Annotated in this window: 19 protein-coding genes and 1 tRNA gene; 11 read left to right on the plus strand and 9 right to left on the minus strand. The window is 71.3% G+C overall.

Annotated elements, in window-relative coordinates; all coding sequences use genetic code 11:
• Positions 1-12: 12 nt before the first annotated feature.
• From Actob_RS41655 to Actob_RS41665, 3 genes are read right to left on the minus strand one after another with little or no spacing between them, the layout of a single operon-like run.
• Positions 13-1,011, minus strand: coding sequence for an ABC transporter permease subunit (locus tag Actob_RS41655; protein WP_284917459.1), 999 nt, complete (start codon positions 1,009-1,011; stop codon positions 13-15).
• On the minus strand, positions 1,008-1,988 hold the full coding sequence (locus tag Actob_RS41660; protein ID WP_284917460.1) for an ABC transporter ATP-binding protein: 981 nt from the start codon (positions 1,986-1,988) through the stop codon (positions 1,008-1,010). The genes Actob_RS41655 and Actob_RS41660 overlap by 4 nt, the downstream gene beginning before the upstream one ends.
• A gap of 31 nt (positions 1,989-2,019) precedes the next feature.
• Positions 2,020-2,805, minus strand: a complete 786-nt coding sequence (locus Actob_RS41665) for a DeoR/GlpR family DNA-binding transcription regulator (RefSeq protein ID WP_284917461.1) — start codon at positions 2,803-2,805, stop codon at positions 2,020-2,022.
• Positions 2,806-2,983: 178 nt separating this feature from the next.
• On the opposite strand from Actob_RS41665, the gene Actob_RS41670 reads away from it, so the two are divergent.
• The 3 genes from Actob_RS41670 to nagA are packed head-to-tail and all read left to right on the plus strand — an operon-like array spanning position 2,984 to position 5,918.
• Complete coding sequence (locus tag Actob_RS41670; RefSeq protein WP_284917462.1) at positions 2,984-3,919, plus strand: SIS domain-containing protein; 936 nt, start codon at positions 2,984-2,986, stop codon at positions 3,917-3,919.
• 41 nt (positions 3,920-3,960) lie between these two features.
• A complete protein-coding gene (locus Actob_RS41675) occupies positions 3,961-4,842 on the plus strand; it encodes an ROK family protein (protein ID WP_284922510.1) in 882 nt (293 codons plus the stop codon).
• Entirely contained in the window at positions 4,839-5,918 is a 1,080-nt protein-coding gene (gene nagA / locus Actob_RS41680) for an N-acetylglucosamine-6-phosphate deacetylase (RefSeq protein WP_284917463.1), read from the plus strand. The genes Actob_RS41675 and nagA overlap by 4 nt, the downstream gene beginning before the upstream one ends.
• Before the next feature lie 980 nt (positions 5,919-6,898).
• On the opposite strand, the gene Actob_RS41685 is transcribed toward nagA, so the two are convergent.
• Complete coding sequence (locus Actob_RS41685; RefSeq protein ID WP_284917464.1) at positions 6,899-7,543, minus strand: MBL fold metallo-hydrolase; 645 nt, start codon at positions 7,541-7,543, stop codon at positions 6,899-6,901.
• 85 nt (positions 7,544-7,628) lie between these two features.
• Between Actob_RS41685 and Actob_RS41690 the strand changes: the two genes are divergently transcribed.
• On the plus strand, positions 7,629-8,072 hold the full coding sequence (locus Actob_RS41690) for a MarR family winged helix-turn-helix transcriptional regulator (protein ID WP_284917465.1): 444 nt from the start codon (positions 7,629-7,631) through the stop codon (positions 8,070-8,072).
• A 4-nt stretch (positions 8,073-8,076) separates the two neighbouring features.
• On the opposite strand, the gene Actob_RS41695 is transcribed toward Actob_RS41690, so the two are convergent.
• Positions 8,077-8,781, minus strand: coding sequence for a phosphatase PAP2 family protein (locus tag Actob_RS41695; RefSeq protein ID WP_284917466.1), 705 nt, complete (start codon positions 8,779-8,781; stop codon positions 8,077-8,079).
• A 9-nt stretch (positions 8,782-8,790) separates the two neighbouring features.
• Complete coding sequence (locus Actob_RS41700) at positions 8,791-10,197, minus strand: trypsin-like peptidase domain-containing protein (RefSeq protein WP_284917467.1); 1,407 nt, start codon at positions 10,195-10,197, stop codon at positions 8,791-8,793.
• A 91-nt stretch (positions 10,198-10,288) separates the two neighbouring features.
• Between Actob_RS41700 and Actob_RS41705 the strand changes: the two genes are divergently transcribed.
• Complete coding sequence (locus tag Actob_RS41705; RefSeq protein WP_284917468.1) at positions 10,289-11,500, plus strand: DUF4032 domain-containing protein; 1,212 nt, start codon at positions 10,289-10,291, stop codon at positions 11,498-11,500.
• Between the two features lie 113 nt (positions 11,501-11,613).
• Here Actob_RS41705 and Actob_RS41710 read toward each other — a convergent pair whose 3' ends face one another.
• Positions 11,614-13,332, minus strand: a complete 1,719-nt coding sequence (locus Actob_RS41710; RefSeq protein ID WP_284917469.1) for an NAD-binding protein — start codon at positions 13,330-13,332, stop codon at positions 11,614-11,616.
• Between the two features lie 125 nt (positions 13,333-13,457).
• On the opposite strand from Actob_RS41710, the gene Actob_RS41715 reads away from it, so the two are divergent.
• Both Actob_RS41715 and Actob_RS41720 read left to right on the plus strand, forming a co-directional pair.
• Positions 13,458-14,432, plus strand: a complete 975-nt coding sequence (locus tag Actob_RS41715) for a hypothetical protein (protein WP_284917470.1) — start codon at positions 13,458-13,460, stop codon at positions 14,430-14,432.
• A 217-nt stretch (positions 14,433-14,649) separates the two neighbouring features.
• Complete coding sequence (locus tag Actob_RS41720) at positions 14,650-15,114, plus strand: MSMEG_6728 family protein (protein WP_284917471.1); 465 nt, start codon at positions 14,650-14,652, stop codon at positions 15,112-15,114.
• A 29-nt stretch (positions 15,115-15,143) separates the two neighbouring features.
• On the opposite strand, the gene Actob_RS41725 is transcribed toward Actob_RS41720, so the two are convergent.
• The gene (locus Actob_RS41725) at positions 15,144-15,560 is read right to left on the minus strand and encodes a GNAT family N-acetyltransferase (protein ID WP_284917472.1); all 417 of its coding nucleotides are present in this window, start codon (positions 15,558-15,560) and stop codon (positions 15,144-15,146) included.
• A 107-nt stretch (positions 15,561-15,667) separates the two neighbouring features.
• On the opposite strand from Actob_RS41725, the gene Actob_RS41730 reads away from it, so the two are divergent.
• Positions 15,668-17,365: an outer membrane protein assembly factor BamB family protein gene (locus Actob_RS41730; protein ID WP_284917473.1), complete on the plus strand. Its 1,698-nt coding sequence runs from the start codon at positions 15,668-15,670 to the stop codon at positions 17,363-17,365.
• A gap of 238 nt (positions 17,366-17,603) precedes the next feature.
• On the opposite strand, the gene Actob_RS41735 is transcribed toward Actob_RS41730, so the two are convergent.
• Complete coding sequence (locus Actob_RS41735) at positions 17,604-18,689, minus strand: ABC transporter ATP-binding protein (RefSeq protein WP_284917474.1); 1,086 nt, start codon at positions 18,687-18,689, stop codon at positions 17,604-17,606.
• Between the two features lie 137 nt (positions 18,690-18,826).
• Here Actob_RS41735 and Actob_RS41740 point away from each other — a divergent pair.
• The 3 genes from Actob_RS41740 (at position 18,827) to Actob_RS41750 (ending at position 26,033) form a co-directional block, all read left to right on the plus strand.
• Positions 18,827-18,900, plus strand: a tRNA-Thr gene (locus tag Actob_RS41740).
• A gap of 1,009 nt (positions 18,901-19,909) precedes the next feature.
• Positions 19,910-21,859, plus strand: coding sequence for an FG-GAP-like repeat-containing protein (locus Actob_RS41745; RefSeq protein WP_284917475.1), 1,950 nt, complete (start codon positions 19,910-19,912; stop codon positions 21,857-21,859).
• A gap of 154 nt (positions 21,860-22,013) precedes the next feature.
• Complete coding sequence (locus tag Actob_RS41750) at positions 22,014-26,033, plus strand: polymorphic toxin-type HINT domain-containing protein (protein ID WP_284917476.1); 4,020 nt, start codon at positions 22,014-22,016, stop codon at positions 26,031-26,033.
• The last annotated feature ends 18 nt before the right edge of the window (positions 26,034-26,051 follow it).

The raw sequence follows: 26,051 nt of genomic DNA on the forward strand, positions 1-26,051 counted from the left end.
GCGTACGCTACCTCAGGTGATGTCTCGCTTACGGATTGTCATCATGGCGGCACCCACAATGATGAGCGCCACCGTGGCGAACAGCCCGCCGGCCATCTGCCAGGTGATGGTGAACGTCGGCTGTTCGCAACCGTTGGTGGCGGAATAGTCACACGGCGCGTTGTAGTCGACCACTTCGTAGGACTTGAGCATCCATCCGCCGATCCAGGCCGGCAGCAGATATGCCTCGTAGAATTTCGCCCGCGCCAGCTCGAGCACGATGCCCAGGCCGAACTGGAAGATCACGATGACGCCGATCGCCGCGCCCAGCGCCGCCGCGGTGTGCCGGCCGATCGAGGCGACGCCGAAACCGATCGCGCCGGCCACCAGCACCAGGGCGAGCCCGCGCAGCCCGGTCAGGCCGATCGACTGCCAGGCGCCCGGGGTCACCCGCTCGGTGGTCCCGCGCAGCGTCGCGATCAGCCAGAACAGCCCGGTCCACACCGCTCCGGACAGCACGCTCAGCCCGAACAGCCAGCTCAGCAGCGCGACCAGCTTGGTGGACAGGACCCGCAGCCGCTGCGGCCGCCAGAGCAGCAGATTCATCATGCCGCCGCTGTTCCACTCGGCACCCACGAAGGACGCCCCGATGATGAACGCGACGAGCGCCAGCATGGCCGCCCAGGCGACCACCAGCACGCCGAAGTCCTCCCGGAAGTCGAACGGGGGCGTCAGGAACTGATCGGACGAGATGTCCTCGCGGGCCGGCCCGCTGATGTTGTCGCAGTCGCCGCCGAAGTTCGACGGGTTCTGCCGGCACTCCTGCCGAGCCTGCTCGGCGAACTGCAGCTGTTCCTGGTAATCCCGATCGGCCGCCGCCTCGGCCGCGGCCCGCGTCTTCGCCGTGGTCTTCTCGTGCGTGTACGCCGTGCCGCCGGCCAGCAGACCCAGCACGACCAGCGCGATCAGCACGAAGAACTTGGTGAAGCGCCGCTTGGTCAGCCGGCGCATCTCCGCCCGATAAAGGCTCACTGACCCCACCCGCTCCGCGTCGCCGCCACCTGGTCCACCTGCCGGTTCGCCCCATCGACCGGCGCGGTGCCGGTCAGCTCGAGGAAGACGTCCTCCAGGTCCGCCGAGACCGGGGTCAGCTCGGAGACGTAGATCTGCCGATCCGCCAGCAGCTTGGTGATCTGAGCCGGATTACTGGCGTTCCCCACCGTGAAGTGATCTTTCTCCAGGGTGATCTGCGCACCCGCGGCGCGCAGCAGCTCGGTCGCGCCGAGCAGGTCCACGCCCGGCTCCAGGCGCACCTTGACCGTCGTCGAGGTGTGGCTGGCCAGCACGTCGGAGACCGACCCGGCGGCCACCCGCCGACCGGCCGCGATGATCGTCACCGAGTCGCAGATCAGCTGGATCTCGCCGAGGATGTGGCTGGACAGCAGCACTGTCATCCCGGAGGCGGCCAGGTCCCTCATCAGCGTGCGCATCTCCCGGATGCCGCCCGGGTCCAGGCCGTTCGCCGGCTCGTCGAGGATCAGCAGCTTCGGCTCCTTGAGCAGCGCGGACGCCACCGCGAGACGCTGCTTCATGCCGAGCGAGTAGGTCTTCACCCGCTCCTTGGACCGGTCCCGCAGGCCGACGAGCTCGAGCACCGCCGGCACCCGGAGACGGTTCACGCCACCCGCGTCGGCGAGCAGCGACAGCGTGGTCTCCGCGGTGAAGTTGCCGAAGAACTGCGGGCTCTCCACGATCGCACCGACCAGGCCGGACACCTCTGGCAGGTGCCGGGGCACCTCTCGGCCCAGGATCGCCATCCGGCCATCGTTCGGCTTGATCAGGCCGAGCAGCGTACGCAGGGTGGTCGTCTTGCCGGAGCCGTTCGGACCGAGGAAGCCGTGCACCTGCCCGGCCTCCACCACCATGTCGAAGCCGTCCAGCGCCTTCCGGACACCCTTGCGGCCGCGATACGTCTTCCGCAGCCCTGATATCTCGAGTACGGCGGTCATCGCCGCACCCTAAGTGATCGACGCTCGTTTTTCAGGCACAGATCACTTCGACCCCGGCCTCCCGGAAGGCCGCGATCGTCGCGGGGGTGGCACCGGAGTCGGTCACCAGGGTCTCCACCTGGGTGATCGGGCAGATCCGGGCGAACGCGTGACTGCCCAGCTTCGACGAGTCGGCGATCACCACGACCCGCTTGGCCCGGGCCACCATCAGGCTGTTCATCGCCGCCTCGCCCTCGTGGTGCGAGGCGGCGCCCAGCTCCACGTCCAGCGCGTCGACGCCGAGCAGCGCGATGTCCAGCGTCACCTCCTTGAGCAGCGCCCCGCCGAGCGGGCCGACCACCTCGAAGGACTGCGGGCGCACCACGCCACCGGCCACCACGATCTTCATCCGGGAACGGAGCAGCAGTTCGTTGGCGATGTTCAGGGCGTTGGTGACCACGGTGAGCTGGGAACCCTCACCGACGGCGTTCAGGTCCGGCCGTACCGCCAGGGCCCGGGCCACCTCGGTGATCGTGGTGCCGCCGTTCAGGCCCACCACGGCACCCGGGCTGACCAGTTGGGCGGCAGCTTCGCCGATCCGCTGCTTCTCCGCCGAATGCTTGGCGCTCTTGTAGCGCAACGGCAGGTCGTAGGAGACACCGTTGGCCACCGCACCGCCCCGGGTGCGAGTGATCATCTGCTGCTGAGCGAGCTGATCGAAGTCCCGCCGGATGGTCGCCTGGGAGACGTCCAGGCGCTCGGCGGCCTCCTCGACGGTCACCCGGCCGCTCTCCGTGAGTAGCTCCAGCAGGGCATTCCACCGCGCGTACCGGTCCACCCGACACTCCCCGATGCACGTTTCATGGTAAGTGTGTGCACATTAGTGCGCGAAAGGCGGGGAAGCAAAGCGAGCCGCTGCGCGGTACTTGCCCCCGCGCCAGGCCCATGAGCACAATAACGCGCGAAATACCCGGGTACCGAGCTTGAATGCGCAGCACAACCGCTGAGGATGAGCCATGACGCACGTAAAGGCGGAGATCGCCAGCCAACCGGACTGCTGGCGGCAAGCGGCCAAACTGGCCTCGTCGCCGGGACTGCCGGCCCGCGGTGAGCGCGTCGCCGTGGTCGGCTGCGGCACCTCCTGGTTCATGGCCAAGTCCTACGCGGTGCTGCGGGAGCAGGCCGGGCACGGCGAGACCGACGCCTTCCAGGCCTCCGACTTCCCGTACGGGCGCCGCTACGACCGGCTGATCGCGATCACCCGATCCGGTACCACCACCGAGACCCTGGACGTGATGCGCGCCGTCGGCGAGCAGACCCCGGTCACCGTGATCACCGCCGACCCGGCGCAGCCGGCCGTCGACGTGGCCGGGCACGCCGTGGTGCTGGACTTCGCCGACGAGCAGTCGGTGGTGCAGACCCGGTTCGCCACCAGCACGCTCGCCCTGCTCCGGGCGCACCTGGGCCAGGACATGGACACCGTGGCGATGGACGCCGAGGTGGCCGTGCGGCTGCCGCTGCCGGTGCACCCGGCGCTCACCGACCAGATCACCTTCCTGGGCCGCGGCTGGACCGTCGGGCTGGCCGAGGAGGCCGCCCTGAAGTGCCGGGAGACGGCCGGGTTCTGGACCGAGTCGTACCCGGCGATGGACTACCGGCACGGCCCGATCTCGATCGCCGGCCCGCGCCGGGTGGTGTGGGCGTTCGGCGAGGTGCCGCCCGGCCTGGCCGACGAGGTCGAGGCGCGCGGCGCCGCCTTCGTGCACAGCCGGCACCACGGCGGGTACGCCTCGCTGGGCCGCTGGGTCGGCGGGCGCGCCCCGCTCGACCCGATGGCCGACCTGGTCCTCGCGCAGCGGGTGGCGGTGCTGCTGGCCACCACCCAGGGCCTGGACCCGGACAACCCGAGCGGCCTGTCCCGCTCCATCGTGCTGCCCGACTCGCTGTCGTGAGCGACACCGTCGTCATCGCCCTCGACGTCGGCGGCACCGGGATGAAGTGCGCCCTGGTCCGCCCGGACGGCGTGGTGCACCACGAGGAACGCCACCCGACCCTGGCCGCCCGGGGCCCGGCCGCGGTCACCGAGAACATCCTGTCGGTCGCCGAGGGACTGGCCGGCAGGGCGCGGGCGGACGGGCTCACCCCGGTGGCGGCCGGCATCGCGGTGCCCGGGGTGGTCGACGAGACCACCGGGGTGGCGGTCTGGTCGGCGAACGTGGGCTTCCGCGACGTACCGTTGCGCGACCTCGCCGCCGGCCGCCTGGGCCTGCCCGCGGCCCTCGGCCACGACGTGCGGGTCGGCGCCCTCGCCGAGGCCCGCCTCGGCGCCGGGCGCGGCCGGCGGCACGTGCTGTTCGTGGCGATCGGCACCGGCATCGCCGGTGGCCTGGTGGTGGACGGCTCCGGCTACTCCGGCGCGCACGGCGCGGCCGGCGAGATCGGACACGTCACGGTCCGGGCCGGCGGCACCCCGTGCGGCTGCGGCCTGCGCGGCTGCCTGGAGGCGGAGGCCTCGGCCAAGGCGATCGGGCGCCGGTACGCCGAGCTGTCCGGCAACCCCGACGCCACCGCCTTCGACGTGGCCACCCGGGCCGCGGCCGGCGAGGAACTGGCCGGGCAGGTGTGGCGGGACGCGGTCGAGGCGCTCGCCGACGGCCTGCTCACCGCGCAGGCGCTCTACGACGTCGGCGTGGTGGTGCTCGGCGGCGGGCTGGCCGAGGCCGGCGACCGGCTGCTGCTGCCGGTCCGCGACGCGTTCGCCAGGCGGGTCACCTTCCACCGCACCCCCGAGATCGTCCGGGCCGAGCTGGGCGACACCGCCGGCTGCCTGGGCGCCGCCCTGCTCGCCCTCGACTCCCTGGGGACCCCCGCATGACCCGCATCTCCGGCCGGATCGTCACCCCGTCCGCGATCGTCACCGGTCACCTCGACATCGCCGACGGCCTGATCACCGCGATCACCCCGGACGACACGGCCGGCGACGACGTGATCGTGCCCGGCTTCATCGACCTGCACTGTCACGGCGGCGGCGGGCACACGTTCACCACCGGTGACCCGGCGGCGGCCCGCGGCGCGGCGGCGTTCCACCGCTCGCACGGCACCACCACGATGCTGGCCAGCCTGGTCAGCTCGCCGTTCGAACTGATGCGCTCGGCGACTCTGGCCTACAAGCCGCTGGTCGACGAGGGGGTCCTGGCCGGGATCCACTTCGAGGGGCCGTACCTCTCCGCCACCCGCTGCGGCGCGCAGAACCCGGCATACCTGCGCGACCCGGTGCCCGCCGAGATCACCGAAGTGATCAAAATCGGCGAGGGCAGCGTGCGGATGATGACCGTAGCCCCCGAACTCGACGGCGCCCTGGCCGCGATCAGCCAGCTTCGCGACGCCGGCGTGCTGGCCGCCATCGGGCACACCGACGCCTCCTACGAGCAGGTGCACGCCGGCGTCGCGGCCGGCGCGACGGTGGCGACCCACCTCTTCAACGGCATGCGCCCGGTGCACCACCGCGAGCCGGGCCCGATCGTCGGCCTGCTCTCCTCGACCGCGACCGTCGAACTGATCGCCGACAACATCCACCTGCACCCCGGCGCGCTGGCCTTCGCCGCCGGGACCGCCGGCCCGGCCCGGGCCGTCCTGATCACCGACGCGATGGACGCCACCGGCATGCCCGACGGCGAATACGACCTCGGTGGCCAGGCCGTCGTGGTAGCCGACCGCGTCGCCCGCCTGGCCCGCGACGGCGCGATCGCCGGCAGCACCCTGACCATGGACGTGGCCCTGCGCAACGCGGTCGCCGCCGGCCTGCCCCTGCAGTCCGCGGTAGCGATGTCCGCGACGACACCGGCCCGCTTGCTGGGCCTCACCGACCGCGGCGCCCTGGAACCGGGCCTGCGCGCCGACGTTGTCCTGCTGGATGCGGATTTGTCGCTCAAGCAGGTATTTGCCGCCTGAGTCGGCAAGCTGGCACACGATCTTTATTTGCGCAGGTCCGCTGGGGTGCGGATCGCATGCTCCCGCGCGGGCCGAGGCCGGCGATCTGGCCGCTGCGCGTCCATAGCGATCGCCGCCCTCTGCACGGCCCGCGGGTGGTCACCGAAACCCTGCCAACCCGCACCGCCGCACGACCCGCACCGCGCTGTCCGCACCGGTGCGCCATCCGTACAGCCGCGCCTCGTGCACCCCGCTCTGCCCGCACCGCTGCGCCACCCGCACAGCCACACCCTGCGCCGCTGCAACCTCGCACGGCCGCGCCACCTGCCCCACGCCACCTGCACAGCCCACCGCCGGACCCACGCACCTGCACAGCCGCGCTGCTAAGACTGCGGCGCCACCCGCACCGCCGCGCCACCCGCACCCCCGCACCACCCGTACCCCCGCATCACCTGCGTAGCCGCACCGCCGCGCAACCCGCGCCTTATCCACAACTGCCCGCTTGTCCACAGCCCGCCTCGTCGCGCCCCTCGAAATTCGCCACACTGTCCAAGGAAGGTCCCCCTTTGGGAGGGTGGGCTGCGAGCGCGGCCCGGTGACTGTGGGGCCGCCGAGCGCAGGAACCGCCGCACGCAGAAACCGCCGCACGCAGAAACCGCCGCACGCAGAAACCGCCGCACGCAGAAACCGCCGCACGCAGAACGCTCGACCGCAGGTCAGCCCACCGCGGGGCCCCGACCGCACCACTCTCCCCCATGCAGGAGTCCGATCGCAGGATCCACCGACCTGAGCGCCCTGTAAGAGCGAGCGACCCGCTGGAGGCGGGCCGGTCGGAGCGGCAGGTGGGGGCGGCCGGATAGAAGCGGCAGGTGGCCGGTAGAAATGGCGGGTCATGAACGGCGCGCCGGAAGCGGTCACCTCGGAGTGGCGGGTTGCAGCTGCTGCTCGAAGCGGGAGCAGGCACGTCTAGCGGCTCGAGAGCCAACCCGCCCCGCCAACCCTCAGGACACGGTCTGGGAATGTCCCGGCGCTAGGTGCACATAGGGTGCCCCGGTCGGAGCCGGCCCCTGCTCACCCAGAAAATTGCCCAGCATGGTGACCCCGAGCGAGTTCAGGGCACCGTCGTGCACCCCGATCGCCCGCTCCGGCTTGACCTCGCGGACCCAGTCGATCAGATCGGCGACCCGGGACCACGGGCCGTGCACCGGCAGGAGCAGGGTGCGCACCGCGACATCAGGCACGGTGAGCGCGTCGCCGGGGTGGAAGACCGCCTCGTCGATCAGGTAGCCGACGTTCGGCACGCGCGGGATGTCCGGGTGCAGTTCGGCGTGCCAGCGGCCGTAGGCGCGGATCTCGAACCCGTTCGCGGTGAAGGTGTCGCCCTCGCCGACCACGTGTACCCGCGCCGGATCACCGTCGAAGGCCCGGGCCACCGACTCGTTGGTCCACACCCGCAGGGCTGGGTTCGCCGCCAGCGCCGCCGCCAGCTTCTCCGGGCTGAAGTGGTCGAAGTGCTCATGCGTGATCAAAACCGCGTCGGCCCCGGCCAGCGCGTCCTCCGAGGTGAGCCCGCCCGGGTCGATCACCAGCCGGCGGCCGTCGCGCTCCAGCCGCACGCAGGCATGGCCGAACTTGGTCAGTTCCATGTGACCCTCCAGGTCTCGTCCGGCGCCACGCACCACGGCGCCATTTGTACAACAGTGTTGTACAACAGTGTTGTACATTATGGCCATGGCCGTGAGCAACGAACCCGATCTACCGGACGTCGCCGAGCAACTGCGGCAGGCGATCGGCAGGCTGGTGCGCACCACCCGGGCGCACGCCGACTCGCTGCCGCGCACGCACGCCGAGACGATGGGCTATCTCAGCCGCGAGGGTCCACGCACCATCGGCGAGTTGGCCGCGCTGCGCCGGGTCAGCCACCAGAGCATGAGCCGCACCATCGGCGAGCTGGAGAAACTCGGGTTCGTCAGCCGCGCCCCCAACCCGGCCGACGCCCGCGGTTTTGTGATCACCCTGACCGCACCGGGCGAGGAGGCGCTCGACCACGACCGAGCCGCCCGCCGGGAGTGGGTCGCCTCCCGCATAGCCAGCAGCCTCACCCCGGACGAGCAGCGCCTGCTCGCCGCGATCCCCGCCCTGCTCGACCGGCTCTCCGGCACCGCCGGCCGGTGACGGGTCAGCGAGAGGCCGAGAAGGCGGGACCGTTCCAGCCGCGCGGGGCGGGCAGGGGGATCCGGTCCCACGGGATGCGGTCGAGGAGGCGGGCCAGGAGGAGGCCGAGCAGCAGCCCGGCGATCGAGTCGGTGAGCCAGTGGAAACCGGTGTAGACGGTGGTGACGAAGACGATCGCGACCGGCAGGACCCGGATGGCGAAGAACTCCCACCCAGTCAGGGCTCGGCCCAGCAGGGCAGCCGCCAGGATCGCGAAGACCGCGTACCAGACCAGCGAGTTGCCCAGGTGCCCGGACGGGTAGCTCATGCTCAGCTTGCCGCTGGCCACCGCATTGAACATCTCGACCTTGTCCGGGCCGGTGTATCGCGGCGCGGCCCGGTCGAAAAAGATCTTCATCGGCCCGATCGTCAGAAATGTCACGACGTAGGCGGCGATGCCCGGCAGGGCCGCCCGCAGCGAGTGCGTCCGCCGCACGAGCAGCCCGGTCAGGATCAGTGCCACCGGGGTGAGCACCTGACCGCCCTGCCCCAGATAGTTGAGCGCCCGCGCGGTCCAGTACGGCACCGCCGGCTGATGTGCCAGCGACCACGCGGCCACCCGCTCGTCGAGCCCCAGCAGGTGGCCGTCGATCAACGCCACGGTCAGTGCCCCGAACGCCGCGAGCAGCAGAAGGTCGGGCCACCAGGACAGGACGCGGCGTTGGATCATTCGTAGAAGTTAAAGGTACGCGCGCAACTTCGTGGCCAGCAGGTCACCACGAACCCCCGAATTGGGGCAACCGCCGAAGTGGTGCAGCGCCACCACCTTGTTGGTCTTGCGGGACAGCACCGGCGAGCCGGACGAGCCGCCGGCCGTGTCACAGAAGTACGAGACGTCGGAGTGCGCGGCGTACCCGGTGTAGTCCGGGTTGTCGACAGCGCAGTTGCCGGCCTTCTCCCCCTTGGCCCCGGCGATCCGGGTCGGCTCGCCGGCCGGGTGCTGCGGCACGTAGAGCTCGGTCCCCTTGGCCGGCCGCGCGGTGTCCAGCGTGAGGTAGCCGAATTTCGCCACGTCGTCGAAGCCGTCGACGCTGAACAGCGTGTAGTCCAGCACGTGGTCGGTGGAGACCACCTGGTCACCCCACACCTTGGTCGGCTTGAACACGTCGTCGCCACGGCACTTGGCGCACTGGTAGTTGAACCACACCTCGGTGTCGTACGCCTCCTCCGAGGTGGTCAGGCAGTGGTTGTTGGTGAGCATCCGGTTCTTCGGGCCGACCCGCCAGCCGGTGCACAGCTCGGTCCCGTTGATTAGCAGCCGGGCGATCGCCTTCGACTTGATGTAGGCGACCGGGTCCGCGGACTGGTAGCAGACCGCGTCGATGGAGGTGTCGCTGCCGCAGACCGACTCCTCGCGGCCGGTCCGGCCGGTCCGGCCGCCGGCCGGCTCGGGGACCCGGGCCTGTTCGGTACGACTGAACCCCCGCGCCACCCGGTCCACCCGCACACCCAGCCCCTCCAGGGCGGTACGCAGCCCGAGCGGGTCCAGCGCCCGATGGATCTCGACGATCGCGGTGTCCCCCGTGATCGACATCGCCCATTTACCACCATTTTTCGCCGCATAGCGGTAGGACTCGGTGCCGTCCGCGCTGGAGACGGTGACATAGTCCCCCGGCAGCATGGCCATCCGGGCGAAGTGCAGCTTGACGTAGGACGCCCCCGGATACCGGAAGGTCTGCCGCGACGGCCCGGCCAGGTAGCCGAGCAGCTTGCCGACGTGGAGCAGCTCTCCCACCCGCTGCCGCACGGGCGCCACCCCGGCCGACTCCAGGACACGCTCCGCACGTGCCGGAGATTTGTCCGTTTTGTGGGAGGATTCCGGGGCGGGTGAGGCGGATGTGGCGCGGACGGCGGACGGCGAGGCGGTGGGCGAGGCCCGACGCGGCGCCGGCGGATCAGCCGACCGCACGGCGACCGTCGCGCCCGACGGCAGCGCGGCCGCCACCGGCGTACGCGGCACCCCGGGCGCCTGCTGCCAGGTCCCGACCGGACCGTCGTCGCCGTGCTTCGCCGTCATCGCGCCGGCCACCCCGGCCAGCACGAGGGCGGCGCATGCTCCGACGACGATCGCTGTCTTGCGTCGCATGCCACTCCCGGGTACGTCGTAGGCGTTTTCGCACCTGTGTAACGAGCCACCTACGAGCACGACGCGGAGCCGGACCGGGCACACTTGGTCGGTGCGCATCACCTCCGCCCTCATCGACCCCGCGCTGCTGGACCTGCCGTGGCACGTGCCGCTGGAGGACTGGCCGGCGGATCACCTGGTCGCCCTGCCGCAGGGCATCTCCCGGCACGTCGTGCGCTTCGTCAAGCTCAACGACGTGGTCTACGCGATGAAGGAGACCAGGGAGCGGATCGCGGAGAAGGAGTACGACCTGCTCCGCGCGCTGGAGCGGATCGACTTCCCGGCCGTGCAGGCGGTCGCCATCGCCACCGACCGGCAGACCCTGGCGGGCGAGCCGCTGGAGACCGTGCTGGTCACCAGGCACCTCCAGTTCTCGCTGCCCTATCGCGCGCTGTTCTCCCGGGTGCTCCGGCCGGACACCATGAACCGGCTGCTCGACGCCCTCGCCGCGCTCGTCGTCCGGATGCACCTGACCGGCTTTTCCTGGGGCGACTGCTCGCTCTCCAACACGCTGTTCCGCCGGGACGCGGGCGCCTTCGCCGCCTACCTGGTGGACGCCGAGACCGGGAACCTCTACCCGAAACTCTCCGAGGGCCAGCGCAGCGAGGACATCGAGATCCTCCGGCTGAACATCTTCGGCGAGTGCCTCGACCTGCAGGCCGCCGAGCTGCTGCACGAGTCGATCGACCCGGAGAAGGTGGTCGACGACATCGTCGGGCGCTACGAGCGGCTGTGGCACGAGGTGACCTATGAGCAGGAGGTCGCCAGGGACGCCCGGCACCACATCGAGCGCCGCATCCGCCGGCTCAACGAGATGGGCTTCGACGTCGCCGAGGTGTCCATGTCGACGGTGGACGACGGCTACCGGGTGCGTCCCAAGGTCGTCGACGCCGGTTACCACACCCGCCGGCTGATGCGCCTGACCGGCCTCGACGCCGAGGAGAACCAGGCCCGGCAGCTGCTCAACGACCTGGACACCTACCGCGCGGAGAGCGCGCTGACCGACGAGCAGCAGGCCGCGCACCGATGGCTGACCGAGGTCTTCGAGCCGGTGGTCCGCGCCGTCCCGCCCGCGCTGCGGCGGAAACTGGAGCCGCAGGAGATCTTCTCCCAGATCATCCAGCACAAGTGGCTGCTCTCCGAGCGCGCCGGCCGCGACGTCGGGATGGCCCCGGCGGTCCAGTCGTACCTGACCGAGGTGCTGGTCAACAAGCCGGACGAGCAGGCGGTGCTCGGCGTCGACGCCGACGAGCTGTCGGTCTAGGTCCGCTTCGGCGATTCCGGTCAGAGCCTCTTCCGGTACGCCGGGAGCGCGCTGCCCGGCGTACCGGAAATCGGCCGCCGCGAGCCGCGGCGGCCCGTGACCGGCGAGCGGGGTCAGGGTTTCGATCTCTCGACCAGGGCTCGCAGCGCGCGCTGGCGGGCGACGACCAGGATCCGGTCGCCGGGGGCGAGCACCCGTCGCGGGTCCGGCCGCCAGTCCATCCACTCCTCGCCGGTCGAGGCGCCGGACATGCCGATCACCCGGGCCTGGCCGGGGTGGTCGACGTCGCTCAGCAGCGCACCGTCCAGAGTCGACGCCTCCCGCACGGTGACCGTGCCGACCAGCAGCACGTGCCGGTCGACCGGGATGCTGGCGTGCACGTTGCGGTCCAGCAGGGCGGCGGCGAACACCGGGGCGCAGAGCCGGGACACGCTGCGCGACGCGGTGATGTCGAACGCCGACTCGATCCGCTGGGCGAAGTCGTCGTCGAAGAGCCGCAGCACCACCCGCAGGTCCTCGCGGATGCCGCGGGCGTGCAGCGCCGCCTGCAGGTTCACCGGGTCGTTGGTGGAGACCACGACGAGCGCCCGGCAGGTGGCTATCGACGCGGCCTGCAACGTCTCCTCGCGGGAGGCGTCGCCGACGATCACCGGTACGCCGCGCCGCTGCGCCGATTTCACCCCGCGGGCGTCGGCGTGCCGGTCGATGGCGACCACCCGGACGCCCAGGTCGTGCAGCTGGCGCAGCACCTGGGTGCCGACGTTGCCGAGCCCGACCAGCACGATGTGATCGCGCAGCGCCCCGGCGAGCCGGCCCTGGCTGAGCGCCAGCCGGGCGTTCACCATGCCGTCCACCACCGCCGCGGTGATCAGCGGCAACAGCGCCAGGCCGGCGATGGTCAGCACCAGCTGGGCGGCCTGCGCGACAGCGTTGCGCTGGTCCTCCACATCGGACGCGCCGACCGCTGTCATCAGCGTGACGTAGATCGACTGCCAGAGGTCGTGCCGGGTGTCGTCCCAGGCGTTCAGCACCGCGCCGGCCAGCACCGTGGTGATCAGCGTGATCAGCACCGCGACGCCGAGCTTGCGGTTCAGCGCGGCGCGCAGCGCCCGGCCGAAGGCGGCCAGCGGGCGACGCCGGCGGCCGGCCCGGGCCAGCAGCCGGCGGGTGACGTCCTCGCCGGGCGGGCCGGTGGCCTCGGCCAGCACCAGGTCGTCCGGCCGCGCGGCGCCCGGCGGCGGCTCGGCCGGCAGCACCGCCACCGCACCGTCGTCGCCGCTGGCCAGGGTCGCCATCACGGTGCGGTCCGGCACATCGCCGCGGTGGGCGACATAGAGGGTACGGCCACCGTGCCGGAAGTGGGTGGGCGCGACCTCGCCGAGCGCCGCCGCCACGAACGCGGGCGCTGCCATCTCGGCGTCGGAGAGCACCACGTGGTCGGGGAAGATCCGGCCCACGCTGCCGGCCAGCCCGGTGTTGAACATCCGGACCACCACCCGCAGTTTCTCCTCGACCTCCCGGGCGCACAGGGCGGCGTGCAGGTTGACCATGTCGTCCGGCATGACCAGGGCCAGGGCGGTGGCGCCGGTCAGCCCGGCCGCCCGGAACGCGCGCTCGTCCAGCCGGTCGGCCTGGCGCAGCTCGACACCGCGCTCCTCGAGCACCTTCAGGTCGGGCACGTCGGCCCGCAGCTTGGGCGGAGTGATCACGGTGAGCCGAATCCGATGGCGGGAATTCGCCACCTCTTCGGCAAGCGTCCAGACGAGTGCGTCGGCGCCACAGACGACCAGGTGGGGACGGGTATCAGCGGCAGAACCGGGCGACGCACTCACGGTGCTGAATCGTAGTCAGCCGTTACCGCCTGGTGGGGCCCTCCGTTGCCCCATCCGACACCATTCGTCCGAGTTGGTGGGTATTTCCAGCAAACCCATCGTCCGAAGTGGTCTGGAGAAGATCAGTGCGTAAGTTGTGGTATGCCGGAGCCGGAATGATCGCCGGTGGATTCCTCCTGTTCGGGGCCGCGCCCGCGCAGGCGGACGACACGTCACCGGACCCGATCAGCTCCGTGGCGCCGTACGCCGACCCGCTGGGCGACGTGCTGGCCAAGACCAACGGCCTGCGCCTGTCCAGCCCGGTCGGCACCGACCCGCTGGGCCGGGCGCCGCTGGTCACCGTGGACCAGGACGGCCAGCGACTGTTCCCGATCCGGCCAGGTCAGAACGACATCGCCGGTCACTCGCTGAGCAAGGCCCAGCGGCCGGCCCGGCAGGAGTCCGGCGACACCGACCGGCGCGCCCTGCCGGCCGCCGACGTGATCGGCGGCAGCTTCCACAACAGCCCCGGCGACCGGTTCGCCGGCTCGCTCCAGGGCGTCCCGTTCACCGACGCGAACACCGGCGCGGCCCGCCTGCCGCTGCTCGGCCGGCTCCCGATCGTCGGCGGCCTGCTGCCCGACGGCAGCCGCACCATGATGGGCGGCAGCCCGGCCCTGGAGAGCGCGTCGAGCGAGTACCCGCTGCTCGACGACCTGGACGGCGACCTCTCGGTGCGCGGCCTGCCGAAGCGCCTCCCGAACTCGAACCGGGCCGCGCTGGCCGGGCTGCCGCTCGGCGGCTCCCCGGTCACCCCGGCCGACCTGCTCCCGGAGGCGGCACCGACCGCGTCGCCCTACGCGTCGGCACCGGCCCGCCCGGGCCTGGCGTCGCCGCCGGCCGCCGTCGCCCCGTCGGAGGCGCCCGCGTCCGAGCTGCCCGCGTCCGAGGCGCCCGCCTCGGTCGCGCCGTCGGCTTCGGTCGCGCCGCCGGTCGCCGTCACGCCCTCGGCCCCGGTCACGCCGTACACCAAGGCGGCCGGGCCGCGGTCCAAGGCCGGCGACCCGCGGTCCAAGGTGGACGACCCGCGCCTGCTCGAAGAGCCGCTCGACCGCAACTGATCGCCAGGCGTCGCGCCGCGTGCCACCCGACGGGACCGATCACGACCACGTCGCATCCCGCCGATCCGGCTGATCCCGGTCGCGGCACCTGCCGCCGATCCGGCTGATCCCGGGCGCGGCGCGCACCGCCGATCCGGCCGATAGCGGCCGCGGTCCCGGCTGCGGCCGAGCCGATGATCCACAGTTTCACCCCCGCCGGTCAGGGAAGAATCCGGATATGCAGACTTTTCTGCCATATCCGGATTTCCTGGCGAGCGCGCGGGTACTGGACCAGAAGCGGCTCGGCAAACAGCGGGTGGAGACCATCCAGGTGCTGCGCGGTCTCACCGTCGCCGACTACGGCTGGCGGCATCACCCCGCCGTGCAGATGTGGCGCGGTTACGAGGAAGCCCTGGTCCGCTACGGCCTGGCCATGTGCGAGGTGTGGACCTCGACCGGCCGCGCCGACACCTGCGCCGGCACCCTGGTCGACGACCTGCGCGCGGCCAAGGGCATCACCATGGTCCGCACCCAGGAGCAACTCGCCCGGGTGGTCGGCCTGCCCTCCTGGCTCGGCGACCCGGACCTGCACCGCAGCCACCAGTCCGCACTGCTCCGCAAGGACCCGGCGACCTATCGCCCGATCTTCGGCGACGTCCCGGACGACCTCCCGTACGTCTGGCCGGTGGCCACCCCCGCCTAGCGTCCGGGGGTGCGGGGAGAGGCCCCGGGTCAGCCGAGCAGATCCCAGCTGAGCATCCGGAACGACGTCTCGTCGGACGCGCCGGCCGACCGGTAGGTGGCCAGCGCGGCCACGTTGTCGTTCTCGGTGGCCACCCACATCCCGTAGCACCCGTTCTCGCGGGCCAGTGCGGCCAGCGCGGCGACCAGCGCCGTCCCGATCCCCTGCAGCCGGGCGACCGGCGCCACCCCGAGCTCGTAGATCAGCATCTCGGTGCCCTTGTCCGGATGGGTGGTCTCCACCCCCGAGATCATCCCGACCGGGCGGTCCGCGTCGTCGTAGGCGAACAGCAGGTGATGCGTCGGGTCGTGCAGGAAGCGGCGGGTCGCCTCGTCGAGCAACGGCGCGTCGAAGAGATCAGCCCCGCGAAGCACCTCGTCGGCGGCGGTCACACGTTCGATCCGCATGCCCGCCACCTTAGCTCCCGCCGCACCCGGCCCCCGCCGCGCAGCGTGATCGGCAAGCCCCCGCTCGGTAGCATGACGGCCGACACCACGACGGCGGAGGCGACGAGATGCCAGTTCCGGGTGACGGCTCCGACGAGTCCGCTGCCGCCAATCAAGATCAAGACCGGTTACGGTACGCGATGGGCACCGCCGCCGCGGCCACCCCGGCGCCCACCCCGTCCACCGCGCCGCACGAGCCCCCGCCGCGCACCGACACCAGCGCCGACCCGGCGGGCCGGCCGTCGGCAGCCGACGAGCCGTCGATCCGTTTCGCCCAGCCGGTCGACCCGTGGGCCGAGGCCGAGGCGGCGGCCCGGGCGGCCGGCAGCCCGCCGCCGTACTCGATGGCGCCCCCGACGGCGGCGACCACTGCCGGGGCGGCCTGGCCGCCGGCTACTCCGGCCCGGGGCGGCGGCGGACCGTCGTACCGTAAATCGTTCTGGATCTTCGGTGGTGCCGCCGCGGCCGCTACCGTCGCGCTCGCCGTGGCCGCCGGCTACCTGTTCTGGCCCGGTTTCCGGGCCCTGGACTTCCACGACCTGGAGGACGTCGCCCGGCTGGATCCGGCCGTGCCGATCACCTCGGGCTGGGCGGATACCGCGGTGCGCGGCGACCGGGCCTACTTCGCCGGCACCAGCGAGTCGGGCGAGGCGGTGGTGACCGCCTACAACCTCGCGGCCGGCAAGGAGATCTGGAAGAGCACCGAGGCCGGCACGGCGCGCGCCTGGTCCCGGCTCTGGGCACTGCCGGAGGCCGCGGTGCTGCTCTCCGAGCCGGACTACACCACCAGCACCGCTCGCCTGGTCGTGCTGGACGGCCGGACCGGCGCGGTGCGCTGGGAGAAAACGCTCGACAGCTCGGACGACACCGTACGGTTCGCCTCCGACATCGTGCTGGTCGAGGACCACCACGCCAAGACGCTGCGCGGTTACGCGCTGACCACCGGCGACGAACGCTGGCACGCCGACGACCCGGACGGCACCACGCAGAGCGGGCTGATCACCGTGACCGTGCCGGACGACCTGGACGGGCCGTCCGGCACCCTGGGCAGCGTGGCCGCACCGGACCTGAGCGACAAGGACCGGGTGGTGCAGGTGTTCAGCGACCGCTCGGCCCGGGTGATCGACGCGCACGACGGGCGGATCGGCGCGTCCCGCCCGGACGTCGCCTACGGCAGCGACGCGATGGTCGCGCACGACGGCCGCCTCTTCGTCGAGGAGTCCAGCAGTCACCGGCTGCTCGCCTACGACCTGACGAGCTTCGGCGGCGAGGAGCCGCAGCTGCTCTACACCGCCAAGAAGGACGGCACGGTGACCGGGCTGGCGCCCTGCGGCGACGACCGGATCTGCTTCATCGAGACGGTGTCCTACGCCTACGAGAAATCCGAGGTGGTGGCCGCCGACCTGCAGCAGCACAAGGAGGCGTGGCGCCGCACCACGCCGAAGGTCAAGGCGCTGATCCCGGTCGGGGACGCGGTGCTGGCCGTCGGCGACGAGTCGAACACCCTCTACGACGCCGACGGCAAGCCGGAATGGGAGGGCGTGCCGGGGGCCGCTGCCCGGCTCGACGGCGGCAACGTGCTGCGCTTCTCGGACGAGCCGTCCGCGTCGGTCGGCGACCGGTACCTGGAGGGCGTCCATCTCGGCGACAAGAAGGCGCCGATCGGGGCTCTGCAGGACGTGCGCAGCAGCAGCTGCTCGTGGAACACCTCGGTGGTGGCCTGCGTCGGCGAGAAAGACTTCGTGATCAAGCGGTTCGCCGGCTGAGTTACGGTCTGCCGGGCTGGTTCTCCTGGTGGTGTCACGGTCCGTGACACCACCAGGAGAACCAGCCCGGGACAACATGCGGAAGGGCCGCCCGGATCACCGGACGGCCCTTCTCAACGCTCAGCGCTGCATCAGACGCGCTGGCTCATCGCTCGGCGCTGGTCAGACGCGCTGGCTCATCGCTCGGCGCTGGTCAGACGCGCTGGCTCATCGCTCGGCGCTGGTCAGACGCGCTGGGTCAGATGCGCTGGCCGGAGCCGGCGTGGAAGACGTGCAGCGCGTTCGCCTGCGGCTTGATGTAGACGGTCTCGCCCATGTGCGGCATGTTGCGACGCTCGGTCCGCACCACGAACCGCTCCGAACCACCGCCCACCTCGGCGTGGCCGTAGACGTTCGCGTCCGAGCCGAGGTCCTCGACCAGGTCCACGACGATCGGCAGCGCGTCGACCGACTCGGTCACGATGTCCGCGGCCTCCGGACGGAAGCCGACGGTCACCTTGCCGTCGCCGCTCTGCGCCGCGGCCACCTGCTCCCGGGTCAGCGGGATGGTCAGCGAACCGAAGACGCCACCCGCCTCGGTCAGCGGAACGGTCTTGATGTTCATGGCCGGGGAGCCCATGAAGCCGGCCACGAAGACGTTGCCGGGGGTGTCGTAGAGCGCCCGCGGGGTGTCCACCTGCTGCAGCACGCCGTCCAGCATGACCGCGACCCGGTGACCCATGGTCATGGCCTCGACCTGGTCGTGGGTGACGTAGACGGTGGTGACGCCCAGCTTGGCCTGCAGCGTGGCGATCTGCGAACGGGTCTGGACGCGGAGCTTGGCGTCGAGGTTCGACAGCGGCTCGTCCATGAGGAACACCTGCGGCTGACGCACGATCGCGCGACCCATGGCGACACGCTGACGCTGACCACCGGAGAGCGCCTTCGGCTTGCGGGTCAGGTACTCCTCGAGCTGGAGCAGGCCGGCGGCCTCCTTGACCGCGCGGTCGATCTCCGCCTTCGGGGTCTTGCGCAGCTTCAGGGCGAACGCCATGTTCTCGTACACCGTCATGTGCGGGTACAGCGCGTAGTTCTGGAACACCATCGCGATGTCCCGGGACTTCGGCGGGAGGTGCGTGACGTCCTTGTCGTTGATCAGGATCTGACCACGGTCGACGTCCTCCAGGCCGGCGAGCATGCGCAGGCTGGTGGACTTGCCGCAACCGGAGGGGCCGACCAGGACGAGGAACTCGCCGTCGCCGATCTCCAGGTTCAGCTCGTTGACCGCGGGGCGCTCAGAACCCGGGTAGATCCGGGAGGCCTTCGCGTAGGTGACGGTAGCCACGGTGAATCGACTTCCTTTCCACCGGCAGGAACGTGCCGGACGATCCGAGTAGAAGGAACAGCCCAGCCACCGTATTTGTTTTTCACCCACCTGCCAAGATGGCGATTACATAACGGGACGTTATGCTGATGTCCGTCGCCTCCATAGCTCAGCTGGCCAGAGCACCCGTCTTGTAAACGGGAGGTCGTCGGTTCGAGCCCGACTGGGGGCTCCGGTGGCGGGGTCCCGTGTCCGCGGAGTGCGCGGACCGGGGCCTCCTCGCATGCTGGCCGGGGGGGCCGAGCCCCCCGCACCCCCCGCGTTACGGTGGGGACGGGGCTGCGGCGGTCACGGTTACCTCGGGGCGCGGTGAGCAAGCCCGGCGCGGTCGCGGGTCGCCGGGCTATCGCCTTGTAGGTCTGCTGAGCCGGGCTGCCGATCGAGCGGGCGTCCCAACCGCCGCCATCTGCACCCGGCCGCCATCTCGGGGCGGGCGCTGTCTCGGGACGGGCGCTGTCTCGGGGCGGGCGTACTCGGACGGCGGTCTGTCGTCGCTGAGCCCGGGCCTCTCGGTCACGCTCGTCGGCGGGGCCGGCCTTTCGGACGTGGTGGTCCGGCGCATGCTCCATGGCGCGAAAAGAACTGGGGTCAATTGTCAGCCGGCGGGCGGCGAGGGCGAACGATGTCATCGCGGGAAGCCGCCGTTCGGTTGATCCATAAAGGACGTTGCCGACTGTGTTCACATTCGAGTGACGATTGTCATTATCGGCGACGATAAGTGTCGCTGATCGGCTCGTTCCGGTACGTTCCCGCATGAGGTCAAGGACAGTCCACGGGGGGCTTCCGTCAGCCGTTGTTCGTGGACGACGGCCGGCATCTCGCAGCTTCACACATTCGCCGTCAGCCTCGCGCATGAGTCGCCGTGGCCGGCTTTTCTTGTGTACGCGAGCGGCACCCTTCGCTGACAGCGACAGGAGAAGGGAGCCGGGCGGCTGTCGCGCCGCCACCCGGGAATGCGCCCGTCCGCCGTACGGCGAGCCGTGGCCAACGGCGTGACGATCCACACTCGCGCCCCCGCGGATCCCAGCGATTCCGGGCCGAGATGTGGCCGACTTTCCACATGGTACGGACGGCACATCGCGCCGGTCCATTTTGTTCATCCGGGCTGTGGCGGGCCGGTCGCGACACCATTCGCGCCGGCCGAGGCCACAGAACAACCATGCCCATCATCAGGAGTGTCCATGCGGGTTACACCCCGTTTGTTGATGTTCGGTCTGCTGACCAGTTCGCTGCTTTCGGCGGCCGCCACCCCGGCCACCGCGGCCCCGGCGGGAAATGCCGAAACACCTCTCGTCGAGGGGTTCGAGTACCCGCTGCAGGAGGCCATTCCGGGGATCACGCTGTCCCGTGGTAACGGCCGCATCCAGCTGGTCGACTGCGCGAACGGTGGCGCCGGCCTGCTACGCGTCCGGAGTTCGGTGCGCGAGGAGGAATTCTGTTTCGACGTCAAGGGGCCCGGCGGCTACTTGGCGCTGGAGCTGCGCCAGACCTATCAGCTGCGCGGTGACGATCAGAACCACGTCGAGGCGACGGTCACTGTCAACAATGTCGAGCAGCCGGAGGTGACGGTACCCGACCGGAGCTGGGTGACCCTGCCGGTGAAGGCCGGCGACGGCGGCAACACCCTTGTCGAGTTGCGCTCGAAGGACGAGGCGCCGGCGAACAACGCCGCACCGGCCGGTCCGGTCCCGTTCGCGGCGAAGGTGAACGTCGGCGACCCCGCCGACGGTGGCCGCAGTTGTTCCGCGGTGCTGGTGCACCCGTCGTGGGTGATGACGACGAAGCAGTGTCTCGCCGGTGCGCTGACGCCGGAGGGCGCTCTCCAACGCGCCACGACGGTGACGGTCGGCCGTGCGGACGTCTCCGGCTCCGGCCCTGGATACGTGGGCAGCGCCGGGGCGGTCGTCCAGCATCCGGATCGGGACGTGGTGCTGGTCCGGGCCCGGTTCGAAGCCGGCGTCAAGCCGGTCACGGTGCCGGACGCGCCGGTCGGCCTGGACGGCACGCTGGAAGCTGTCGGCTTCGGCCGTACGGCCAGCACGTGGGTGCCGGACCAGGCCCACTCCACCGATGTCACGGTCACCCCGGCGACCGACACGACTCTTCAGGTCGCCGGCACGGCGCCGGAGGCCACGTTCTGTCAGGGTGACGCCGGTGGGCCGGTGCTGCGTCGCACCGGCGACCGGGTGGACGTGGTCGCCCTTCTCGACGCGGGCGGTCAGAAGGGCTGCCTCGCCGCGGCCGCGGACGCCACCGCCGGCGCGGTCGCGACCCGGGTGGACGGCCTGGGCGACTGGGTCCGGCGGAGCATCAGCGAGGTCTCGCTTCTGGGCGTCCACGGCGTGGACGGCGGTCGCTTCACCGAGCGGGACGGCCTGATCGGGGTCAGCGAGCTGAGCGGAAAGCTCTGGCTCTACCCGGGAAGCCCGACGCCGGGCGTCCTGGACATGCCCATCATGATGGGCACGGGCGGCTGGAACGGCATGGCCGAGGTGACCGTCGGCGACTTCACCGGCGACGGCAAGGACGACGTCGCCGCCGTCGAGAAGTCCACCGGCAAGCTGTGGATGTACCCCGGTGTGGCCGGCCCCGCCCTGGGCTCGCGCGTGCTGATGGGCTCCGGCGGCTGGAACGGCATGGCCGAACTGATCGCCGGCGACTTCACCGGCGACGGCAAGGACGACGTCGCCGCCGTCGAGAAGTCCACCGGCAAGCTGTGGCTCTACCCGAGGACCGGCTCGGCAGTGCTGGGATCACGCGTGGTGATGGGCACGGGCGGCTGGAACGGCATGAAGCACCTCACCGCCGGCGACTACAACGGTGACGGCCGTGCCGACGTGGTCGCTGTGGAGACGTCGTCCGGCAAGCTGTGGCTCTACCCGCGTACGACCGCGTCGGGCGTGCTGGGTGCCCGGGTGCTGAAGGGCTCGGGCGGCTGGAACGACGCCTGGGAGATCGCCCCCGGCGACTTCAACTACGACGGGCACGCCGACCTGTACGTCGAGCTGCACCACTCCCTGCCGTCGGGCCAGATCGGCAGCCCGCCGCTGCCGCAGAGCCTGCTGTATCCCGGACCGAACCTGTCCGGCCCGGTGACGCTGCGCATGCTGCCGTCCAACGTCGACAACTAGTCGATCCGGGGAACGCCGGCCGGCTTCGCCGTCGCCCGTCACGGGCCCCGGCGCCGGCCGGCGTTCCTTCTCCGCCAACCCACTTCATCTCGGATCCGGGGGATTCGTGTTCAACAGGCGTGGTCACAAGACCGGAAGACGCCGACGGCAGACGTTGACAGCTCTGCTCTCGGTACAAACTCTGCTGGCGGGCCTGCTCGCGACGCCGGCACAGGCGGACGACACCGTCGGGGTGGTGACCTCCGAGGAACGTGCGTACGCGATCGATCTGATGCGGTCGGGCGGTCCGTTCGTCGCGGAGGCGGCTCGGGCGGCGTTGCTGGGCTCGGACGCGGACCTCCAGCGATTCTTCGACCAGGAGTGGAACCGGGCGCAGATCCACGACGATCGCCTCCAGATCGGCGAGCTGATGGCGCTCGGCGGCCCCACCGTCACGGATGCCGGAAACGCCGCTCTGGACAGCACGGATCCCGCGGTTGCCGGAGAGTTCCTGGACACCGGCTTCGACGCGGCGTGGGTCCACGACGAGCGGATCCGAGCGGGTGAGGCGGTCAACACCGGCGGCCCCACCGTGGTGGACGAGGGTACCCGCGCGCTGGACGCCGGTGACGATGCGGTCTTCGAGTTTCTCACCACCGGGCTGAAGAGCGCCCGCGAGCACGATGATCGCATTGCCGTCGGCGAGATCATCAAGGTCGGTGGCCCGGCGGTGCAGGCCGCCGGCAACACCGCGCTGGACGGCACCATCGAGGATGTCCGCGAGTTCCTGGCCAAGGGCCAGTACACCGCGCAGGCACGCGACGAAGAGATCGCCACCCTCGCGCAGCTGGCCGAACGGGCCCGCCTGGCACGTCAGGAGGCGCAACGCGCCTCCGCGACAGTCAAGCTGCTGACGCAGAAGACCGCCAAGCAGGCTGTCGCCGCCAAGGCCGCGGCGAACACCGCGGTGCACGAGGCAGCCGCGGCCAAGGGTTCGGCCAAGGCCGCTGCCGCCGCCGCGGGGCGAGCGGCGGAGGCCGCGAGGCAGGCCGCGGCGGCGATGCGGCAAGCGATCGCTGCCGCTCGGGCGGCGAACCAGGCGGCCCGGGTCGCCGCGAATGCCGCGGCGGCGGCGTCGGCGGCAGCCGTGCGAGCCGCGTCCGCGGCATCGCGAGCCCACGACAAGGCGAACGCCGCACTGGCGAACAAGAACAACGCCCACGATGCCCGGCTGGCGGCCGACGATGCCTCCGCCGCCGCGCAGACCGCCGACGACGCCGGCGAGTCGGTCCGGCAGGCTGTTGTCGCGCTCAGCGACGCACTGGACGCGTTGGGCTCACTGCTGGACGCGGCCCTCAACGCCTCGCAGGCGGCAGACGCAGCCGACGCGGCGAGCAGCGACTCGCAGGAGGCGCAGGCGCAAGCGGCCAAGGCGCGGCGGGCGGCCCAGCAGGCCCGCATGTACGCCCAGCAGGCCCGTCAGGCGATGCAGGCCGCCCAGAAGTTCGCCGGCCGGGCGAAGACCGCCGCCGAGCAGGCACGCACGGCGGCCAAGGCCGCCGCCGATCATGCCCGCAAGGCGGCCACCGCGGCGAAGGACGCCGCCGATCACGCCGGGCAGGCGACCAACCTGGCCAAGCAGGCCAGATTGCAGGCCACCGCCGCCGACACCGCGGCGAAGACCGCCACCGACGCCAGCACCCGGGCGGCTGACGTCGAACGAGCCGCGCGCGAACTCGACGCCGAGCAACTGCGGCTCGATACCGAAGAGGCGATGCAGGCCGCGCACGGTGCCGCCGAGGAGGAGGCCGCCGCACCCCAGCGCGTCCCCGACTCGACGCCGCAGCTCGCTCGAGTGGACGCCGAGACGACCCGGCTGCTCACCGAGGCCACCGCGGCGGGCGCGCCCGCCGACGTCGTCCTCGGCAGCGGCCGGCGCGCCGCGATGCGGCTGATGGACTCGGGCGGGTCGTGGACCCAGACCGCCGCCCGGCGGGCTCTCGCCGGTGGCGAGGCCGAGATCCGTGACTTCCTCACCACCGGCCGGTTCCAGGCCGCCGACCAGGACGACCGCGAACGCGTCGCCTCGATCTCCGAGTCCACCGACCGGCCCGCGCAACGCGACGCCGCGGAGAAGGCGCTGGCCGGAACGCATGACGACGTCGTCGCGTTCCTCGCCACCCAGAATTACCCGGGTAAGGCGCACGACGACCGGATGGCGGTCGGCGCCCTCGTCGAGTCCGGTGGGCCGACGATGAAGGACGCCGGCAACAAGGCGCTCGACGGGACCCCGCAGGACGCCGCCGAGTTCCTGCGCACCGGTCAGTACATCGCCGCCGAGCACGACACCCGGATCGCGGTGGGCGAGATCGCCCGCACCGGCGGTCCCGAGGTGCAGGCCGCCGCGAACATCGCGTTGGAGGGCACCGCCGCGCAGCGGACGGCGTTCCTGGAGGTCGGCCAGTTCAAGGCGGCCCAGCGTGATCAGGTCGCCGCCGTGCACGCCGCCACCGCCGCCCGCTACGTCGCGGACGCCGCCAGGTCCGCGGCCCTCGCCCGCCAGGACGCGGCGGACGCCGCCTACCAGGCCGCGAACGCCGAACACGACGCCGCCAAGGCGCAAGCCAGCAAGAAGCTCGCCGACGCCGCGTCCAAGGAGGCCACCGCCCAGGCCACCAACGCCGCCGCGTCGTACCAGCAGGCGAAGAGGTCCGCCGACCAGGCCGAGGCGTCAGCCCGAACCGCCCGCAACGCCGCGGCCCAGGCCGCCAAGTCCGCGGCGGCCGCCCAGTCGTCGGCGAACGAGGCAACGAACGCGGCTTTCCGCGCCGCCCGCTCGGCACAGAGCGCCCGCGAATCCGCCGACGTGGCCTACCAGGCCGCCATCGACGCCGGCAAGGACACCCGCGCCGCGTTCGAGTCGGCCGGGAAGGCCTGGAACTCGGCCATCGGCAAGGAGGCCGCCGCCGCCAAGGCCGCCCGCGACCAGAAGGCACAGCAGGGCAAGGACGCGACGCAGCGCATCCTTCTCTGCCAGGATCCCAAGTACAAGCTCTACTTCGGTGACTGCGCCGATCAGGGTGACACCCTCAACGACGGCGCCGACTGCCCCAGCGAGATCGCGTTCGGCACCGAGCGCTACTGCGACGGCGAGAAGCAGGTCTACGAGGACTGGCACCAGCGCGACCTGCGCACCGTGACCCAGATGCAGGAGGCGCTGAACTACTGCGGCATGTTCGAGAGCCCGGTGGCCTTCGTCTGCGACCTCTTCAACGCCGCCGCCTCCGCGATGCAGGGCGACTGGGAAGGCGCCGCGACCAGCGGCATCGCCGCGATTCCCGGCCCGGGCGAGATCGCCAACGCCAAACGCGCCCTGGAGCTGGCCCGCCAACTGGAGAACCAGCGTCGGAAGAAGGGCTGCAAGGTCGGCCGGACGGGCAACAGTTTCGCGCCTCGCACTCCGGTCCTGCTCGTCGGCGGCAAGCGCAAGTTCATCCGCGACATCCGGGTCGGCGACCGAGTCCTCGCCACGGATCTCCTCACCGGCGCCACCGTCGCGAAACCCGTCATCGCCCTGCACCACAACTTCGACTCCGGCCTCACCGACGTCAGGGTCAAGACCGCCCACGGCCGGCCGGCGACCATCAAGACCACCCGGCACCATCCCTTCTGGGACGACACGAACCAGCGATGGGTGGATGCCGGCGAGCTGACGGCGGGAACACGGCTCCACACCCCGGACGGCGAGCCGGCCGAGGTCACCGGGATCCGGCCGCGCACCGGCAGCCGGTACATGGACAACCTCACCATCGAAGGCATTCACACCTACTACGTGATCGCCGGGGTCGCACCGGTCCTGGTGCACAACGAGGACGGCCCGCCGGGGTTCATCACCGACGAGGTCGAGAAGATCAAGGCCGGTCGCGGGACGCGCCGGCAGAACCCCGATCACTCGAACGATGTCTTCGGGGGTTACGGCGTACCCGACAAGGTGGCGAAGAAGTGGAAGAATTCGCAGATCTACAACGTCACCGGGAAGCCGGAGTACCGGATCCTCGTCAACCCTTACGGCGATGTCGGGTACACCAAGGAAGGTAAACTGAAATACAAGAAGACGATCATCGTGCCGAATGTCAAGATGCCGGCGAGCACCATCGCACCCGGCGTGACTTACCTCGGCGGTGGTTGCGATTAACCACGAGGGAACGGTCTG

The sequence above is a fragment of the Actinoplanes oblitus genome (assembly GCF_030252345.1).
Classification (GTDB): Bacteria; Actinomycetota; Actinomycetes; order Mycobacteriales; family Micromonosporaceae; genus Actinoplanes; species Actinoplanes oblitus.